Raw genomic sequence first — 19,159 nt, forward strand, 5'->3', positions numbered from 1 at the left:
TCAACCTCCTATTCTTTAACTGAACCAATATTTACACCTTTCACGAAATACTTTTGGATAAACGGATAAACCATGACAATTGGTGCAACAACAATGATTATCGTTGCCATCTTCAATGAATCACCTGTTACCGTTATATTCTCTAAAGCTGCATAGGCACCAGAATTTCTCAACAAGCTATCGGCTAATGCTTGTTGACTCGTTAACATTTCTTGAAGCAGGGTTGCGAGTGGTTTAAGGTCAGGATTTCTAACATAGAAGGACCCCGAGAACCAATCATTCCAATGACCAACAGCAGTAAATAGGCCAATCGTTGCGATCACAGGCTTACTCATTGGAAGAATGATTTTCAAGAATATTTGAAACTCAGTGCAACCATCGATTCTAGCTGCTTCCTCAATACTGTCTGGAATTTGATAGAAAAACGTCCTCATGATTAAAATATTCCACACACTGTAAAGGCTTGGAATAATATATACCCAAATCGTGTTTGTTAATTGGAGCTCAGTTAAAACCAAGTAATACGGTACAATTCCTCCACTGAATAGCATCGTGAAAAAGACGAAAAATGTAATGAACTTTCTTCCTGGTAAGGTCTTTGTTTTAAGTGCATAAGCTGCCATTGCAGTTAAAAACACACTAATAACCGTTCCTACTACCGTTCTAAACAAACTTATACCAAATGCACTCAGTATGGCTGATTCCTTAAATACCTCTACATAGTTTTCAAAGCTAAAATCTCGAGGAAAAAAACTGATTCCGCCACGCTGGGCATCCGTTCCATCATTAAATGAGAGGGCTAGTATATTCAAAAAAGGGAGAATGATTGTTAAACAAAGTAGAACCACAATGACAATATTTAATATTTTAAAGAAACGCCATGACTTACTATGCCCACCTGACATGCCAACCCCTCCTTTAAAAGGAGCTTGCTCTCTTTACTAAAGAAAACAAGCTATTTAGTTTTAAAACTTAATTGTCGTTCCTGATTTTTCTTTTTCCTCGATGAGCTCTATATACTCATCTAATCCAGCTTTTTCAAGTAACTCTTTTGATTGTTGTAGAATTTCTTTCGCTTCTTCATCCGTTTTACTATAGTAAGCTCGCAACAAGTTTTCATTGTACGTATCTAAAGCGATATTTAAATTGTCACCATTGTCAAATTCAAAGATAAATGATTTAGAAGTCGACCCATCAATTACACTGGCATTTGCAAATTTTTCATCATAATTCCATAGTTCAATTATTTTTTGAGAAGCTTGTTGATTGTCATTGGCTATACTTTCGCCATATTCATATTCACCGAAATCCGCCATATTATCGATATCCGTATAGCCAAGATGCTCAGCCCAATAGGAGCCAGCGCCTCTGAAACCAAGCTTCGCTGCTTCAGCTGGATCATTTTCTTTTAACGCTAAAACTTCTTCATTCACAATCGGATTTCCATCCTCATTCAACGTATAATCTCTACCTTCAATTCCATATTGACTTAATAATTTCCCTTCACGACTTGCTAAAAAGTCGGCTAACTTCACTACATCCTCTGGGTGCTTCGTTGTTGTAGGAATTGACCATCCGGCATATCCAGATTTGTAAGACAACTGCATTTTATAATCGCCGTTCACTGTATCTATAGGTCCAAGTGGAACATATTTCATGTCATTATTTTGTACAACGTAATTATGCATATCAGAAACAATACCGAACGATTTGTTTACAATGCCTTCTTTCGCTCTGTTTTCTTCCATCGTGAAGAACTCTGGATGTAGTAGCCCTTCGTTTAATAATCCTCTAATAAATTCGACTCGTTCTAGTCCGTAAGTTGTTTGTGATTCATGCTTTATTTTTCCAACTTTATCTTTCAAGAATTTCTCACCTGTTGCACCAGTCCACACTAGGTCATTGAAAATAAAGTCTCTGTCTTGTCCACCCCATGCCGTTGGACCGATTGGTGTTATTGGTTTTCCATTATTGTCTTCGAAATTCCCTTCCTTTATCTGTTCCGCTAATTCACGTAGCTTTTCCGTTGTATCTATTTCTGCTGGATTGATGCCTAATTCATCAACGATGTCTTTTAAAATATACGGTCCTCCAACATATTTACGAGTTACTGTACCTTCCTCACGTGGGATCGACATGTGTACAAAATAGCTTTCTTTGTCAAACTCATCCCTAAACATAATATTGTCTCTTGTGTCTTTCGGTAAGTAACCTTCTTCAAAATACTTACTATAAATAGTTGAGTTTTGTAGCATAGGCGTTAAATCATGGAACATGCCCTCACGACCAGCCTTTAACAATACTTGCATTTCAGGTCGTCCACTATGATCTAAATAATAGGCGATAAAATCTGGTAAATCACCTGCGGCCAACCCTGAAGTCAATGCATCCGTCGAACTTCCAGTAATCCCTTGTAATTCTAGTGTAATTCCTGTTTTTCTCTTTAATTCTGCTGCGATTTCCGGGTTTATTTCTGCAGATGTATCTCCTGCGCCCTGAAACACTAATCCTTTTATTGTTCGGTCAGCAATCCATGTATCTGGCGCCCCCTCAGGCTTTTCGCGTCCCGCGTTGTCGTCTGTATCGTTTGAACAGGCAGTGAGCAATAATACGCCCGCCAATAACAGTATGAATAATCGATGTGATAACTTCTTCATTGTGAATTCCTCCTCTGATTTTTATTTACCATAATGATGTATTAAACTTCTTATTTGCAAAACGATTGACTACGAGTACGACGATCAATCCGATAACACCTTGCATCATTCCAATTGCTGTCGCATAGCCAAATTGACCGCTTTGAAGTCCAGTACGTATTACATACGTGTCAATGATTTCAGAAACCTCTGTATTTCCAGGTGTTTTCAACAGGTAGATTTGATCAAATCCAGCAGATAGAATATTTCCTAACGAGAGAATGAACAAGATTAAGATTGTTGGCCTTATCCCCGTTAGTGTAATATGCCAGATTTGCCTCCACCGATTCGCTCCATCAATTGCTGCAGCCTCATACAGAGCGGGGTTAATACCAGCAATCGCTGCAAAATAGATAATTGAATTCCAGCCAATGTCCTTCCAAACGTAACTCCAAAACATTATTGGATGGAAACTTGCCTCATCCATTAAGAAAAACTTACTTCCATCACCGCCGAAAAAGGACAGTGCCTGATTAAACAACCCTGTGTTTGGTGCTAAAATACTCTGAAGTATTCCCACAACCACTACCCACGATAGAAAGTGGGGCAAGTAAGTAATACTTTGAAAAATCCCCCTGATTTTATCGTTTTTTACCTCTTTAAACATGAGTGCCAAAATAATTGGAAATGGTAATGCTAGGATTAATTTCATCGAACTGATGATGAGTGTATTTTTTATAAACGTCCAACTTTGAGGATCTTGGAAAAATCGTCGAAAGTATTCTAGCCCAACCCAAGCACCACCAAAAATGCCTGTATCAAATCGAAACTCCTTAAATGCCAGTACCATACCAGCCATTGGTAAGTAAGAAAAAATGATGAAGAATAGGATACAAGGTAAAAGCATTAAATATTGCGCCCGATGCTGCCATAAATTTTCATAGTTGAGCTTCATAGGCTTAACTTTCCTTTTTTTCTTTCTCAACATAGTTGAATTCCCCATATATTTCCCGGTTGTGACCACCATGTAGTAAATCCTCCTTCCTAATCGCTTTTTTGATTGTCAGCAAAATAAATGGGATTCGTTAATAAGATTCGATTGAGATCATGGTCAAATGCAGATACTCTTAACCATTTCAGCTCATTTATTCCTTTTAGATTAAGAGAATAATTCGTATCTAGCTGATCACTTTCATATAACTCTCCCAAATTTGATTCTATTTTAACTATATTCACATTTTCTGCGTTGATCAGTCGAATGCGTATTTCCAATTCAGGCAAATCATCTATAGTAATCCTGTCTCCGATTGTCCATTCATTGTTAATGACAAATTCGATTTTCGGTGAAAGCGTCATATAACTTCTGCCGAGTTTAACTGCATGTAATATTTCATCTTCAGTTGCATTTTTTTCTGCCTCCACATACAAATAGGCAGGTTTTTTTGTTGTATTAGAGTGATGCCAATCCCTTCCGCACGTGGCAGCCATTTCAATACCGTCATTTAACAACTGCGTCCATTTTGCAACGGCATCTGCATTTGACAACGAATCGTGGGGATCTTCTGAATTCCATACTTCGATAAAATCTATATATTCAACAGTTTCCAAAACATACTGCCATCTACAGCCTGTACAATATGGACTGCCCACATCAAAAGGATGAGCGATCCCAATGACTAAACCTTGTTCTTTCATAACCTTTAGTTTTTCATTAATATTAAATCGATCAATTAAGGTCCAATCTACCGGCTTTTGATTTTGATAGCCTAATGTTAAAAAGTGACCATGTAATGTCGTCATTTCAATTCCTTTAATCAATTGGATTGAATGACTTTTAATTGATAGTTCATCAAATGCGCTTAACGTATTATGATCTGTTATCGCTAGCCAACCGATTTTTTGCTTAATGGCTTCGTTTACTAATTCTGTCGTTGTATGTATTGCGTCACTATGTTGTGTATGTGAATGCAACTCAACTTTTTGATAGGTAGAATGTGCTTTTTTGTTGCGTTGTCTTTTTAAGGGCTTTTTTTCTTTTTTCTCTATTTTCATAGGCAGATGAACGCTTATTTCATCTTCATATAAGGCATGGATTGTACAAGTAATCATGGTCTTTGGCGTGACTAGCGCATGTAAGTTAAAAGATATATCCCAAAATCCAGGTTCGATTTTCCCTGTTCTCATACCTGGTGAAGAAGCTGTGTTGTTAATAACAATCGTACTTGCGGGCTCAAAACGATGGCAACTTCCTTCATACCCTTGACTTGAACTGGCTGAAATGGTGATTAAGTTTCTCACGGATTGAATATGTGCTCTATCTGAAGTGGCCATATTATTTTCTTGTTGAAACAATGAAAACAATTGATCGATATTCGTTTTTTCCTTTTCCTCGCTTGGTGAATACGAGTATTGAATAACGAGTTCTTGCGTCGACTTTGGCACTTCCACCCTTAATAAAACATGGGATTGATGTGCATCAGGGGTAACTGTAATCTGATAGGTTCCTAATGTTTTTTTAAATAGCGACAACTGTTTCATCTGCGTTCATCCCTATCGAATTTAATTCAATTCGTTCCGTCGAGTCTTTATCAAAAAAGTGTATATGGTCAAAATCGAATACCATTTCAACTGCTTGGTCAGCATCAAATGGTTCAATCATATCTACTTTCGCAACCAACTGTTTTTTATTCAAAGTCACGTGTAAAATGGTCTCGGATCCTGTTAGCTCAGCTAACTCAACATTCGTTGTAAAATTGTATCTCGTGTCGTTTACACTCTCTTCATCGCAAATATTAATATGTTCAGGTCTTACACCGATGACAATGCTTTTATTTACATATCCTCTTGCTTGTAAATGATTAATTTGATCAATGGGGAGCGGAATAATTGTTCCTGCTACATCCAATCCACTGTCTATTAATGTCCCCTCAATAAAATTCATCGCAGGGGCACCGATAAAACTACCAACAAAAATATTGTTCGGCTTTGCATAAATTTCTCTAGGCGTTCCGACTTGTTGAATGACACCATCTTTTAATATGACAATTCGAGTTGCCATGGTCATTGCTTCCGTTTGATCATGGGTAACGTAGACGGTTGTTGTTTTCAATTCTTTATGTAGCTTTGTAATTTCTGCACGCATTTGAGTTCTTAATTTCGCATCAAGATTAGAAAGGGGTTCGTCCATCAAAAACACTTTAGCATCACGTACAATTGCTCTTCCAAGGGCTACACGTTGCCTTTGACCACCGGATAACGCCGCTGGTTTTCTACCTAACAAAGATTCAATGTCTAAGATTTTTGCTGCTTTATGCACACGTTCTTTTATTTCTTTTTTGGGTGTCTTTCTTAATTTCAATGAAAAGGCCATATTTTCATATACCGTCATGTGTGGATACAACGCATAGTTTTGAAAAACCATTGCAATGTCTCTGTCTTTTGGATGAAGACGATTTATGACCTTATCATCGATGAGTATTTCACCTTCACTAATACTTTCCAATCCGGCAATCATTCTCAATGTTGTAGATTTCCCACAACCTGACGGCCCAACAAATACAATAAACTCCTCATCATCTATGGATAAATTAAAGTCATTGACCGCTTTTACACCGCCACTATATTCTTTTGATAAATTACGTATTAATAATTTAGCCATGGTGCCTCCCAGGTACACTTATTTTTTCTGCTTCGTTTTTGTTTACATCAATAATTTATCAAACAAACATTAAGCAAATGTGTTGCTAATGTAAATAGTTTGTTAATGTGCCTGTGAATAAAACCCTAAAATGGCTTCTACTGCAAGATAAGTTCATAAAATTCAAGCGTTTTAGGCGGGTCGGGATTTAGTTATGTACTCTCCTTCTGCCCCTTATCGGTTTGCTCTAGCCAAAGTGAACGCGACACAATTACCGTCAAATCAAATGAGAAGATATGGTTTTTTTGACAACGGATGAATCTCATACAGAAATCGATTTCTTGATATTCGTTTATTTTAAACACAAAAAAAGTAACACCAGTTTTTAATCTGGGGTTACTTCTCTGACTTCAACTTTAAAATGTTTTTTAATGAATTTCCTTTCTTCCTGAGCACTCAAGATACCTGTTGCTCGTCCCACAGTCCCTTCTTGAAGTTCCCAAATCGCGTTATGATCGTCATCTGCCTGTGAGAAATCATTGTTTGACCAGCGCGTAAGGATCCGCAAAAATGTGTCTGCATGCTCATAGTTGAATTTGTTTTCGTCAACGACTTCTATCAAGCGTTTCACACGGTCTTGAGTTAAAGGAATGAAGCCCCATTTATCTGCTGCTTGCACTTTTTGATGTGACATGCCATGAATCGCATCTTGCACATCAAATTCATCCATCGAGCTTGGGAATTCCTCTTCAATTGGTTCTTTTCTAACTTCGTCAATTTCAATGACTGTTTGAAAATCTTCCCCGCCTCCACCTTTTGGATCAGCGGTCTTTTCTTCGATTGTTACATTACCTTTACTGAATTGATGGAAAACGAGATAGGCACTTAAGCCAAGTACAACTATTCCCAGTGCTATGTATAAAACTTTTTTATGTTTCATGAAACCGCTCCCTACTTAATTGTAAAAACAATAGCGATATTTTATTATATCATCAAAATTGCCAGAATCGTTTTAGTGCTTTCTTTTAAGTCCTGCAAATGAAAAACCAGACAGCAATTTGTCTGGTCTGATTCCAATCGAATGAAATCGTCTTGAACTTTCTGAGTGATTTTGTGCACACGCGCCAAGCCTTAACCTTTTTTCTGCAATTCAATTGCCTTTACAACCCGTTCTCCCAATTCCGGAGACGCGTTGTGCAGATACGTCAAAACGATGCGTAGCGTTCCAGGGGATATGCCGGCGAGATCAGCAGAAAGATTCGTTATTAGGTGCTCTTGCTGCATAGGGGGAAGCGCATTATAATATTGCCCAGCCTGCGTAAAATCATCTTGTTTTGGCAAATCGGATCGTACGAGATGACCTTCCACGTATCTGCCATTTCCACTTGTCACTTGTGTTGCAGGCGTCCAGTCACTCTGATGATTGATGGGGATTTTGCGGAAGTCGGGTCCAAGCCGCCGACGCTGAGAATCCGAGTAAATATTGGCGCGTCCTTGCAGCATTTTATCATCAGATAATTCGACCCCATCCAAAAGATTCGACGGTGAAAATGCCACTTTCTCTACTTGTTCCATATAGTTATCCGGATTTTGATTCAACATCAGGCGGCCAACCGGTATCAACGGATACTGCTGTTCATCCCAAATTTTCGTATCATCCAATGGATCAAAGGGTAGAGTGGTTGCGTCTTGTGGATTCATGAGCTGCACATAAAGCCCATAGACAACGGGCTTTCCTGAAGCGATTGTGTCATGTAAGTCCTTACCTGCAATATCCGGATTCTCACAGTTCCACCTGGCCGCTTCTTGAGCGTCTATATACTGCTCCCCCGCCTCAGGAATCCAGTGGTATTTAACATAACTGCGAACGCCTTGCTCATTCCTCCAAACGTAGGTGTTCACACTGTGACCCGGCATGTGGCGAAAGCTTTTTACTGTGCCTGCATCAGAGTACAGCCGAACAACGAAATGGGTTGCTTCTGGCGCTGTAGCTACGAAGCCCCAGAATCGTTCGGGATCCATCAAGTTATTTACCGGCGAGGGTAGAAAAGCCTTAATGGAGTCCGGAAAGCGTATGGCATCTCGTACCAAAAATACAGGGATGTGGTTGAAGACCAGATCAAAAATACCCTCTTCTGTATAAAACTTAGTAGAAAACCCACGCACATTTCGTGAGGTATCCGGCGTGCCTTTCGTGCTTACGGCTAGCGAAAACCTTACCGTAACCGGAACTTGCTGCCCAGGATTTTGTAAAAAGCTAAGTTTTGTGTAGTTTGCCATGGAATATACGGTCTCAAAGTAACCAAATGCACCAAAGCCTTTCACATGCACGGGTCTTTCTAAAATTTTTGTATGGACAAAGTCCTCCAATGTTTCATGCAAAATACTGTCCTGCTCCAGTACAGGACCTCTTTCACCCACAGTCTGTGAATTTAATATATTTCTGTTTAGTTGCGTGGGAGAGATTGATTCCCCTCCATGGTTTTCTCTCATAGTAATTCCTACCTCCTGTATCCACATATTAATTCTGTTAGATACAGTATTATTTATGTGAGGGGGTGGGCGATTATGAATTGGGCTGGATGAGTGGACGGGTAAAAGAGGTTGGGAGTTCGCTTTTGTTGGAGGGTTTGCAGGGGTGGTTGGGTGGTTGGGTGGTTGGGTGGTTGGACGGTTGGCTGAGTTGGTTGGACACTCGCCAGGCTTAGTTGGACACTTCGATGAGTTCGTTGGAGACTTTTCAGGGTTGGGTGCACACTTCTCGAAGTTGGTTGGACAGTTGCCAGGCTTGGTTGGACACTTTAGTAAGGTACCAAAAAAAAAAGAAAGCAGGTAAACTTCCCACTTTCAAAACACATTAGTTAAGAAAACCATTTTTTACCTCATCATATTATTTACCTTCAATTCTCCTTAATTAGTTATCTTATTCCACGATTATTACTTCACTTAATCTTTCCTCTTCTTCCGATTCTGGAGAATAATATACATAGTAAATCGCTGCTGGAAGGTCTTTAGAATCCTTAATATGGGCAATGAATTGGTTGAACTTTTCTTCCATTACTATGTTTTCTTCAGCCGGTTTCAACAGTTCTAGATCGATTTCAGGAAGATACAGTGGGACTATGGAAGAAATCTTTTCATCTACCATATGTTTATCAAACATTTCTTCTATATTCATAACATCCTCAAATTTCCCTAACTTGTAATCTTCGGACAAAGAAAATGCCAGTTTACTCTCTTCTTCTTTACTCTCAATGAATAATGATCTTTTTGCCTGTACCCTTACACTATCAACTTTAACTTTTACATTCTTATCAAATTCCCCAAGCCTTTCTAATTCCTGTTCATAAGCCACCTGAAAAAGGTTTGTTAACAGAAATTCACCAAGCATACCTAAACCGTTTGCACCATTGCCTTCAATATCGACGTCTATGAGTTCCATCGTTCCGTCATCTTTTCTATGTATTTCCGCATCCGCATTAAAAGTGAAGATTGGTTGATTCTTCGTCTTCACAGGAATGAGCACCCGTTTTTCATTGACGGTCGGGATTCCATGATTTAAAGCAAACTTGGCTTTTTCCATATTCGGATCCAGTTCAAGGTCGTATTCCCTTTCCCCTTTTCCCAAAATTATTTGCTCAACTTCTTGCTTAAAGTTATCTGTCTCAATGAACTGCTTCGCTTCTTTCGATGCACAGCCGACGAGCATTAAGCTAGCCATAACGACAAAAAGAAAACCATACTTCTTCATCTTCTCACTCCTCGACATGGCATTCTTCGGATCCATAACTATCATAGCGTGATTCCCTATTTTATGTAGTGTTGTTGGACAGCGTCAGGTTATTATTAAACACTTTGAAGAGTTTGTTGGAACCTTTAATGAGTACCTAGAACCTCACCTCTTCGCTTTAGCGGTCGGAGCTGTTCAGCCATACTTTCATATACTCAATAAATTTTTGAGCGGCCGGAGAAGTGGTTTTGAAGGATGGGGCTGCGATACCGATAGAGCGATAATGTTCTCCTTCTAAGCTCAGAATACGAACGTTATCCGGAACGCGGTACAAAACCATTTCTGGAAGAATACTAATTCCCAACCCATTTTGAACCATTGAAATAATCGCTTGATCATCCGCAAGTTCAAATTTAATATTAGGGGTTACCTTGTTTTCATGATAAATTCGCATCAAATCATTATCGCTCCCTTTCTTCGACATAATCAGCATCTCATCTTTAATGTCTGCAACACTTACCTCCTGCTGGTTTGCAAGGCGATGCTCGTCAGAAAGAATGCACAGCATGCGGTCTTTTTTCAAGAAAATCACATCAAATGACTTCGAAGTCGGTAACGAAACAAAGCCAAAATCAACCGTACCCGTTGCGATCCAATGCTCAAGCGTATCGTAACCCCCCTCTAATAACTTAATATCGATAGCGGGGAAATCTGCATTAAAACTTTTCAGGATTTCTGGTAGCCATTGAATGGAAACACTCGAAAAAGTTCCAATGCGTACGGTACCAATGTCAAGACCCTTAATGCTGGCGATTTCTTGCATCATTTGTTCATTTCTATTTAATATTTCATGGATGTGCTTTAATACGAGTTCTCCACTACTAGTCAACTTGATCCCTGCACGTCCTCTGATCAAGATGATAAATCCCCATTCGAATTCAAGACTAGCAATTGCATGACTCACGGCGGATTGCGTTAAACCAAGAATCTCTGCCGCTTGTTTGAGACTCCCTGATTCTACAACTGTGCTAAATATTTCAAACTTGATAAGTGACAACTTCCTCAATCCTTTCACGTGAATTTTTTTCAACTAACGCCTTAAAAACATTCATTTTTATTATCTAAATACTACATGTATACTAAAAACTAATCAATAACTATCGTTGAATTTAAACAATAAATGGAACAGGAGGTCGTTAGATGGATAATTCAATAAGTAAGGGTACACAAGTAAAAGCCGATTTGATGATGGTCATGGTGACAATGTTCTGGGGGGCATCCTATTTATTTATGAAGATGGGCCTCGATTCGATTCAAGAATTTAACTTAATTGCATTGCGTTTTGGAATTGCTTTTCTTGTAGCTGCACTTGTATTTTATCGACGCCTTCTTAAAATTGATGCTAAAACAATCAAGCATGGATTTTTACTCGGATCGCTGTTATTCTTATGCACTTCCGTAGTAGTGATCGGATTAAAAACGACTTCAGTTTCAAATGCCGGATTCTTATTTAGTCTTGCGGTTATCTTTGTTCCTTTGTTATTAGCACTCTTTTCTCGAAAGAAACCTGAAAAAAGAGTGATGGTCAGCTTGTGTATCTCGATTACGGGAATCGGTCTATTAACGTTAAACCAGGCATTTACCATCAATGCTGGAGATTTCTTGTGTATCCTTGGCGCGTTGTTTTACGCCCTTCACATCATCGTGACAGGCAGTGTTACAAAAAATGCGGATGCCATCTCCATTGGGGTCATACAGCTTGGGTTCGCAGGTGCATGGGGCCTTCTCTTTTCACTGTTATTCGAAAAACCACAACTTCCAAGCAACATGGAATCATGGAGTGCAATTTTAGCATTAAGCATTTTGTGTAGTGCAGTTGGATTTATTGGCCAAACTGTAGCCCAAAAACATACAACACCCACACGTACAGGTCTGATTTTTTCATTAGAGCCCGTATTTGCAGCATTCTTTGCTTATATTTTCGTAGGGGAAATCCTTACAAATAAAGGATATATAGGGGCTGTCCTAGTGTTAATTGGGGTGCTTGCTGCGGAAATCAATGTAAAGAAACTATTTAGGAGAAGAAACTTCATAAAAATTAGGAGCAGGTCTATAGCAAGCGGATTAAAGGTGTCTCAAACAAGTCAGAATTCACTGGATCCCTTGCACCGTTCATGATAATTTATCCTTTTTTCAATCTACTATCGACTTTTTCAAAAAAATGTGTATAATACAAGGTAATTACATACCTTAAATGTTTTCTAGGGTTCCGCAACTGCCAATGTTGGTCTGGTCCGAGAGAAAACTCACAGCTATGCTGTGTCACGGAAGGATAAAAGCCTGGGAGAAACTGTTTTTTACAGTTGTCTCTTAGGCTTTTTTGTTTTTTATAGGTATGAATAAAAACGGAGGTGCTTTTTGAATGAATCCAAACTGGGCTAAAGTAGTTATTGCTGCTTTTTTCGAAGTTTTTTGGGTTATTGGATTAAAACACGCAGATGACTTTTGGACTTGGACTGGAACAGTTATTGCCATTATCATTAGTTTTTATTTAATGATTATGGCGGGCAAAAAACTACCTGTTGGAACTGTCTATGCAGTTTTTGTAGGGTTAGGTACTGCCGGAACAGTTTTTTCTGACATTATATTTTTCGATGAACCATTTAAAATTGCAAAAGTACTTTTAATTTTGGTTTTATTAGGTGGAGTAGTTGGTTTGAAGTTAGTTACTAAAGATACCGATAATGAAGGGGGTGAATCTTAATGGCGTGGGTTTCTTTGGTTGTTGCAGGTATATTTGAAATACTTGGCGTTTTAATGATAAATAAGCTACATAAAGACCGTAATTGGCAATCGCTGCTGTATCTAATTCTAGCGTTTGGGGCAAGTTTTATATTTCTCGCTTATTCAATGAAAACACTTCCGATGGGTACAGCTTATGCAATTTGGACAGGCATTGGTGCGTCTGGTGGAGCCATTTTAGGTATGCTTTTCTACGGTGAATCAAAAGATTGGAGAAGACTTGTTTTTATAGGGATGGTGTTAGGTGCTGCAATAGGTCTAAAACTCGTTTCGTGAACGAGTTCTTAGTTGGAATCCTCGCCGTTGGTTGGACACTTCCGGACCTTCCTTGAACACTGCACCGAGTAGGTTGAAAACCTCCCCAAAAACAACAAAAAAACAGGATCATCCCACAGACCGGCAATTCCCCGATCCATAAGATAACCCTGTTTAACTAAAAGTTACGAGTTAAAATCATATATCTGACCTTTGATCAAATATGCTGCACTCTCAGCGATATTTGTGATATGGTCTGCTGTTCTTTCAAGGTAACGATTTACAAAGATTAATTGGACAAGCTGATTGGTTTCTTCTGGATGTTCACTTAGATAATCAGTCAGTTTTTTATAGTTGTCACCACTTAATTCATCCACTTCATCCTCTAAGTCGCCAACTTCTTTTGCAAGTACCATATTTTCATCGAAAAAGGATTGGAGTGCTTTTCCAAGCATTTCAACTGATAGATCTTTCATCTTCTCTACTTGTGTTAAGTCCAGTAAAGATGTTGTCTGACCAATTTTAATCGTTGATTTTGCAATATTGACGGCGAAATCGCCAACTCGTTCAATTTCAGATGAAATTTTAAGTACCCCAATGATTTCACGTAAATCCCTTGAAATCGGTGCTTCTTTAGCCATAATCCAGATGGCAAACTGGTTAATATCCATTTCGATATTATCAATCGCTGTATCGCCCTCGATGGTTTTGATAGCCAGCTCAACGTCTTGTGTTTTCAAGGCTTTGATTGATCTTTCTAGGGCAGTAATGGATAGTTCGCCCATATAGGTAATTTTCTTTTTCAATTCCTCTAAATTCTTTTCGAAGTTTTCACGCATAATCATCAGTTACCCCCTGTTATCCGAATCGACCTGTGACATAATCCTCTGTTCTTTGATCCTTAGGTGTAGAGAAAATATTATCTGTATCATCGTACTCAACAACTTCTCCGTTCAAGAAAAATGCTGTTTTATCCGAGATTCGTGCAGCTTGTTGCATGTTATGTGTAACAATAACAATTGTAAACTCTTTTTTCAAATTTGTAATGAGTTCTTCAACTTTTAATGTAGAAATTGGATCGAGTGCAGAAGTAGGTTCATCCATTAAAATCACATCTGGTTTCATTGCGATGGCACGTGCAATACAAACACGCTGTTGCTGACCACCAGACAGACCCAGTGCTGAAGTTTTAAGACGATCTTTTACCTCATCCCAAATGGCTGCTCCGCGTAAACTCTCTTCTACAATTTTATTTAATTCTTTTTTATTCGTGATGCCTTGTCCTCTTGGACCATACGCAACATTGTCAAAAATGCTCATTGGGAATAAATTCGGTTTTTGAAACACCATTCCCACTTTTGTCCGTAATTTGATGACATCACTTGAACTATATATTCTTTCTTGATCAATGACAACTTCACCTGTAATTTTCACACCATCAATTAAATCATTCATGCGGTTTAATGTACGTAAAAAAGTCGATTTGCCACACCCTGAAGGTCCAATTAAAGCAGTAACCTCATTTTCACGAATAGCAAGATCGACGCCGAACAGCGCTTGTTTCTCACCATAGAATAAATTCAAATCCGTTACATTAATTTTCGATGTACGTCCTATATTTTGCTCCATATGCGCAAATACCTCTCCTGATTGATTTTGTGTGATCGCTGGTTCCATTACTGCTGTAGTCATTGGTAAGCACTCCTTATTTGTTGGTTCCTTTGTTTAATATCTTTGATATGTAAGTCGCTGAAAGGTTGATGATTAAAATGATAACGATTAGAACAATACCCACTGCCGCAGCAAGTTCAATGTCTCCCGATTCTTGTGTGACTAAGTAAGAGTGAACCGTCAACGTTCGAGCGGATGAAAAGATCCCCTCTGGCATGGCAGCAACAGTTCCTGCAGTTAAGAAGATGGCAGCTGACTCACCAACAATTCGTCCTACAGATAGGATGATACCAGACAAAATTCCCGGCATGGCATTCGGTAAAATCACCTTATATAAGGTTTGTAGCTTCGTTGTTCCAAGTGCCAACGAACCTTCACGATACGTTGCAGGTACTGTTTTCAAAGCTTCTTCCGTTGTTCGGATGATGACAGGTAAAACAATAATCGTTAATGTCAATGAAGCGGCAATAATCGACATGCCTAACTTTAAGGTTGTTACAAAGAATACTGCCCCAAACAAACCGTAAATAATCGAGGGGATTCCTGTCAAACTTTCTGTTGCAAAACGTATGACTCTTACCAATCGACCTTGTTTCGCATACTCTTGCAAGTAAACGGCCGCTAATATCCCAATGGGTGTTGCAATGATCAATGAAATAACAATTGTGTAGATTGTTGTTACAATCATTGGCCAAATACCGCCGCCACCAGTTGGTGAATAATCGCCAAAGATGAAATCGAAACTGATTAAACGAAATCCTTTATAAAAAATGAATCCAACAATCATAACGAGGACAGCAACCGATAAGAATGCCGAGAACCATAAAAGGCCACGCAACAAGTTATCTTTAAATTGTCTCATCTTAGTTGCCACCCTTCGCACTGATTCTGGCTAATACAAAATTCAAAATTAATATGAATGAGAATAAAACAATGCCCGTTGCAAACAACATTCCCTGATGTGTGCCGAATGCATAACCCATTTCCAATGCAACATTTGTCGTAAGTGGTCGAACACTATCTGTTAAGCTCGTAGGGACGATTAAACTATTACCAGCTACTAAGATAACTGCCATCGTTTCTCCGATTGCTCTACCTAACCCTAAGACAACTGCCGTCATAATTCCCGACTTAGCTGCTGGGACAATGACTTTAAAAATGGTCCCAATATGGGAAACGCCAAGTGCTAATGATCCTTCACGATACGTTTGAGGGACAGCACGAATCGCCGTCTCTGCTACAGTTACGATTGTCGGTAACATCATGATTGCCAACACCAGAATAACTGCGAGTAAGCTTTGTCCTTTCACTAAACCGAATGTATCTTGTAAAAACGGAACAATGATCGCAAGTCCGAATACACCGTATAGTACAGATGGGATACCCGCTAGCAACTGAATGGCTGGTGAAATAATTTTAGCTACCCGTTTAGAAGCAATTTCTGCTAAGAAAATAGCTGTAAATAAACCAATAGGAACTCCAAGTATCAATGCGCCAATTGTTGCATAAATAGATGCAACAATCATTGGGAATATACCGAATTTATCTTCACTCGGTACCCAATCAGAACCAAAGATGAAATCTATAAAGCTGTAGCCCTCTGCGACAAAGGGATGAGCTCCTTTATAAAATACAAATCCAATGATTAACAATAAAGTGATGACTGAAAGAAGTGCACAAATCAAGAAAATTCGTGATGATACCTTCTCTAACATATACTTCCTTTTATTCGCTTTACCGATTGCTACGGACTGCTTATTAGTTGTTGGGATAGACACACTTTATTCCTCCAAAATCACGCTAAATATTATGTTTTAGTCATTCTTTATTTAATTGGAATGGCTCCTGTTTCAGCTGCAATGAGTTGACCATCTTCACTTAAGATGAAATCTATAAATCGTTGACCTGCTTCTGATAACTCGCCTTCTTTATGCACAAATAAGAAGGGTCTAGACAAAGTGTATTGTTCTTTTAGAACATTTTCTGCTGTTGCTTCTACGCCATTAATATCGATTGTCGAAATGGACTCATCGATATATTCAAATGAAACAAAGCCCACTGCATGTTTATTGTTCCCTACAGTTGTTTTAATATTACCGTTACCACTTGCGATAATTGCATTTCTTATTAATTCGCCAGAGCTGTAATCGACGATTTCTTGGAAAGCATCACGCGACCCTGAACCATCCTCACGAGAGACAACAACAATTTCCAAATCATCTCCACCAAGTTCTTTCCAGTTCGTCACTTTACCCGTAAAAATTTCCTTTACTTGCTCCATCGTTAGATCTTTTACTTTATTCGTTGGATGCGTTACTACGACAATTCCGTCATAAGCAATAACGATTTCTTTCAATCCACTCGCTCGTTCTTCTTCCTTTAAATCACGTGAAGACATACCGATTTCAGACACACCACTGATTGCATTGGTAATACCTGCAGATGAACCAATTTGGTTTATTTCAATTTTTGTATTATCCTGCTCTGAATAGGCGTGAGCAAGCTTTTCAGCAAGCGGTCCTACAGAGGTTGAGCCTGAAATAGCAACTGTGGCATGACTGCCTTTTGACCCTTGTTCGCCGGGTTCATCATTGCTGTTACAAGCGGATAATAAAGTAACCAGAGACAACATTAATATCCCCGTTTTCATATTTTTCAAACTAATCATTTGTGACCTCCTAAAAATAGAGTAGGTAGTTTTATGTCGTATTTTGTCTAATACCAGAATAATCGCCTAGTGTAAATTTTCAACAGGTTTATTGTAAAGGTTTTGTAAATTTCATTAAAAACAAGTGACTTTGTGTTAAGGATTGTTAAGAATTCACTCTTGAGATGATCACTTAGGATGCGTTGATATTATGGTTTAATCCTTTCCATTTATTTCAGAATTGATGTTAGGTATTTGTATAGTTAAAAGGCTTGAAAACCGCTATCTTCACTGGACTATGTCGATTGGTTAGAAGTGACTCCCTTTTCGGTTTTCCTGTTGTGAATATTCGCCTGCCTCGTCCCTACAATATCCTAGTGATAAATGCAGTTATTTTAAAAGAAATGAATAGATGACTTCCTATTAGAGAGTGTAAATGCTTGAAGATGCAATTTACGACAATATAAGCACCTGTTACATTGTATTCTCTGCTTTTCCCTTAAGCAAGTGACAATTCATTTAACGGAATATAGAGATATTATAAAGAGGTCCAAATTGGATATTTATAGTAAACTAAGGATGAGATTGTGAAGGTTTCTACTTAAAATTAAGAGAAATAATTGCAAATGAGGTGAATGAGTTGGATTTACATTACCAAGAGTATGGGGATAAGAATGCATCATTAATGGTATTTTTACATGGTGGTGGCGTAAGTAGTTGGATGTGGGATGAACAAATTCAATACTTCAGTCATTATCATTGCATCACAATTGATTTACCAGAACAAGAAAACTTTTCAATTCAATTAAGTGCAGAAAAAGTAAATGACTTGATAGGAAAAATAGCAAACGGTAAAAAAGTAATTGTTATTGGATTTTCATTAGGGGCACAAGTAACGATTCAAATGTTAAGTATGCAACCAAATTTAATTAATTATGCATTTATAAACAGCGCTTTAGTAAGACCGAATGCATTTGTTAGAAATATGATTAGGCCGGCTATAAAACTAACTTTTCCATTAGTGAAAAATAAATCTTTTTCAAAGCTTCAAGCGAAAGCACTCTACGTTGATGAAAAACACTTTGAAACCTATTACAAGGAAAGTTCTCAAATGAAGGCAGATACACTTATTAGAATACTAGAAGAAAATATGTCGTTTACAATACCCAAAGATTTCAGCAACGCACAGTGCAATATAGTTGTTACGGTTGGCGAAAAAGAAAAAGCCGTGATGAAAAAATCAGCGATGGACATCGTTTTGGCGAATGCAAATTGTACAGGAATCATTATCCCTAACGTGGGCCACGGAATACCCTTGGTGAATCCTAATTTTTTTAATCAAATGATTGAAAAATGGATCCAGGGAGGTGTTTTTCCAGAAGGTATAACAACAATCGAGTAGGACTTGTTTGTTTGCGCTAAGTGGTAGTTTTAGTAAAAACCCGACATCAAAATACAATGAGCTTGGATATAATTTTCCTAGCTCATTTTTATGTAAGTTTGAGATTTATAAAAACTATTGAAATATCATTGCTACGCAGTATGTCCCTACTGTAATATACAGGTTTTCGAAAAGTAAAAGGCCTTTTCATATAGAATTTTATACTTATACGAACCGCTTAGAAATTGTACTACACTGTATGCGCCAACAACGTAGTATTCCTCATTTCCTCTCTAGGGAATTTTTTATTTAATGCGCTTGCCACCTTCTGATAAAACCACAAAAACCTTTCACATCATCTATTGCCCAGCTAAAATAAGCCGATGATCGAACCAATCAC

The 19,159-nt window shown here is 38.3% G+C and carries 19 protein-coding genes and 1 riboswitch; of the genes, 5 read left to right on the forward strand and 14 right to left on the reverse strand.

Annotated features, from left to right (window positions below; genetic code table 11):
* Nucleotides 1-8: 8 nt before the first annotated feature.
* The 7 genes from AC1TO6_RS13710 to AC1TO6_RS13740 all read right to left on the reverse strand — a co-directional run bounded on the left by AC1TO6_RS13710 (nucleotide 9) and on the right by AC1TO6_RS13740 (nucleotide 8,766).
* On the reverse strand, nucleotides 9-905 hold the full coding sequence (locus tag AC1TO6_RS13710) for a carbohydrate ABC transporter permease (protein WP_482102168.1): 897 nt from the start codon (nucleotides 903-905) through the stop codon (nucleotides 9-11).
* A 60-nt stretch (nucleotides 906-965) separates the two neighbouring features.
* Entirely contained in the window at nucleotides 966-2,657 is a 1,692-nt protein-coding gene (locus AC1TO6_RS13715) for an extracellular solute-binding protein (RefSeq protein ID WP_482102169.1), read from the reverse strand.
* Between the two features lie 25 nt (nucleotides 2,658-2,682).
* Nucleotides 2,683-3,624 carry an ABC transporter permease gene (locus AC1TO6_RS13720; RefSeq protein WP_482102200.1) on the reverse strand — a complete coding sequence of 314 codons (942 nt, stop codon included), beginning with the start codon at nucleotides 3,622-3,624 and terminating at the stop codon, nucleotides 2,683-2,685.
* Between the two features lie 56 nt (nucleotides 3,625-3,680).
* Nucleotides 3,681-5,174, reverse strand: a complete 1,494-nt coding sequence (locus AC1TO6_RS13725; RefSeq protein ID WP_482102170.1) for a CehA/McbA family metallohydrolase — start codon at nucleotides 5,172-5,174, stop codon at nucleotides 3,681-3,683.
* A complete protein-coding gene (locus AC1TO6_RS13730) occupies nucleotides 5,152-6,294 on the reverse strand; it encodes an ABC transporter ATP-binding protein (RefSeq protein WP_482102171.1) in 1,143 nt (380 codons plus the stop codon). Before AC1TO6_RS13730 ends, AC1TO6_RS13725 begins: the two co-directional genes overlap by 23 nt.
* Nucleotides 6,295-6,658: 364 nt before the next feature.
* The gene (locus AC1TO6_RS13735; RefSeq protein WP_482102172.1) at nucleotides 6,659-7,213 is read right to left on the reverse strand and encodes a DUF6241 domain-containing protein; all 555 of its coding nucleotides are present in this window, start codon (nucleotides 7,211-7,213) and stop codon (nucleotides 6,659-6,661) included.
* Between the two features lie 191 nt (nucleotides 7,214-7,404).
* On the reverse strand, nucleotides 7,405-8,766 hold the full coding sequence (locus AC1TO6_RS13740) for a catalase (protein WP_482102201.1): 1,362 nt from the start codon (nucleotides 8,764-8,766) through the stop codon (nucleotides 7,405-7,407).
* A 145-nt stretch (nucleotides 8,767-8,911) separates the two neighbouring features.
* Here AC1TO6_RS13740 and AC1TO6_RS13745 point away from each other — a divergent pair, with 145 nt between their 5' ends.
* On the forward strand, nucleotides 8,912-9,109 hold the full coding sequence (locus AC1TO6_RS13745) for a hypothetical protein (protein WP_482102173.1): 198 nt from the start codon (nucleotides 8,912-8,914) through the stop codon (nucleotides 9,107-9,109).
* 87 nt (nucleotides 9,110-9,196) lie between these two features.
* Here the strand turns inward: AC1TO6_RS13745 and AC1TO6_RS13750 are convergent, their stop codons facing one another.
* Together AC1TO6_RS13750 and AC1TO6_RS13755 are read right to left on the reverse strand one after the other, a co-directional pair.
* Complete coding sequence (locus tag AC1TO6_RS13750) at nucleotides 9,197-10,024, reverse strand: hypothetical protein (RefSeq protein ID WP_482102174.1); 828 nt, start codon at nucleotides 10,022-10,024, stop codon at nucleotides 9,197-9,199.
* Nucleotides 10,025-10,181: 157 nt separating this feature from the next.
* Nucleotides 10,182-11,060, reverse strand: a complete 879-nt coding sequence (locus tag AC1TO6_RS13755) for a LysR family transcriptional regulator (RefSeq protein ID WP_482102175.1) — start codon at nucleotides 11,058-11,060, stop codon at nucleotides 10,182-10,184.
* Between the two features lie 143 nt (nucleotides 11,061-11,203).
* On the opposite strand from AC1TO6_RS13755, the gene AC1TO6_RS13760 reads away from it, so the two are divergent.
* The 3 genes from AC1TO6_RS13760 (at nucleotide 11,204) to AC1TO6_RS13770 (ending at nucleotide 13,081) form a co-directional block, all read left to right on the forward strand.
* On the forward strand, nucleotides 11,204-12,181 hold the full coding sequence (locus AC1TO6_RS13760; RefSeq protein ID WP_482102176.1) for a DMT family transporter: 978 nt from the start codon (nucleotides 11,204-11,206) through the stop codon (nucleotides 12,179-12,181).
* A gap of 72 nt (nucleotides 12,182-12,253) precedes the next feature.
* A riboswitch (guanidine-I (ykkC/yxkD leader) is annotated at nucleotides 12,254-12,352 on the forward strand.
* Between the two features lie 73 nt (nucleotides 12,353-12,425).
* Complete coding sequence (locus AC1TO6_RS13765; protein WP_482102177.1) at nucleotides 12,426-12,767, forward strand: DMT family transporter; 342 nt, start codon at nucleotides 12,426-12,428, stop codon at nucleotides 12,765-12,767.
* Nucleotides 12,767-13,081, forward strand: coding sequence for a DMT family transporter (locus tag AC1TO6_RS13770; RefSeq protein WP_482102178.1), 315 nt, complete (start codon nucleotides 12,767-12,769; stop codon nucleotides 13,079-13,081). The genes AC1TO6_RS13765 and AC1TO6_RS13770 overlap by 1 nt, the downstream gene beginning before the upstream one ends.
* 164 nt (nucleotides 13,082-13,245) lie before the next feature.
* Here the strand turns inward: AC1TO6_RS13770 and phoU are convergent, their stop codons facing one another.
* The 5 genes from phoU to AC1TO6_RS13795 form a co-directional block, all read right to left on the reverse strand.
* A complete protein-coding gene (gene phoU / locus AC1TO6_RS13775) occupies nucleotides 13,246-13,905 on the reverse strand; it encodes a phosphate signaling complex protein PhoU (RefSeq protein ID WP_482102179.1) in 660 nt (219 codons plus the stop codon).
* Between the two features lie 13 nt (nucleotides 13,906-13,918).
* Entirely contained in the window at nucleotides 13,919-14,689 is a 771-nt protein-coding gene (gene pstB, locus AC1TO6_RS13780; RefSeq protein WP_482102202.1) for a phosphate ABC transporter ATP-binding protein PstB, read from the reverse strand.
* A 76-nt stretch (nucleotides 14,690-14,765) separates the two neighbouring features.
* Nucleotides 14,766-15,593, reverse strand: coding sequence for a phosphate ABC transporter permease PstA (gene pstA, locus AC1TO6_RS13785; protein ID WP_482102180.1), 828 nt, complete (start codon nucleotides 15,591-15,593; stop codon nucleotides 14,766-14,768).
* 1 nt (nucleotide 15,594) lies between these two features.
* Entirely contained in the window at nucleotides 15,595-16,509 is a 915-nt protein-coding gene (pstC, locus tag AC1TO6_RS13790; protein WP_482102181.1) for a phosphate ABC transporter permease subunit PstC, read from the reverse strand.
* Between the two features lie 47 nt (nucleotides 16,510-16,556).
* Nucleotides 16,557-17,399 carry a phosphate ABC transporter substrate-binding protein gene (locus AC1TO6_RS13795; protein ID WP_482102182.1) on the reverse strand — a complete coding sequence of 281 codons (843 nt, stop codon included), beginning with the start codon at nucleotides 17,397-17,399 and terminating at the stop codon, nucleotides 16,557-16,559.
* A gap of 619 nt (nucleotides 17,400-18,018) precedes the next feature.
* Between AC1TO6_RS13795 and AC1TO6_RS13800 the strand changes: the two genes are divergently transcribed.
* Nucleotides 18,019-18,780, forward strand: a complete 762-nt coding sequence (locus tag AC1TO6_RS13800; protein ID WP_482102183.1) for an alpha/beta fold hydrolase — start codon at nucleotides 18,019-18,021, stop codon at nucleotides 18,778-18,780.
* Nucleotides 18,781-19,159 lie beyond the last annotated feature (379 nt).

The organism is Sporosarcina sp. Y352, from assembly GCF_056786535.1.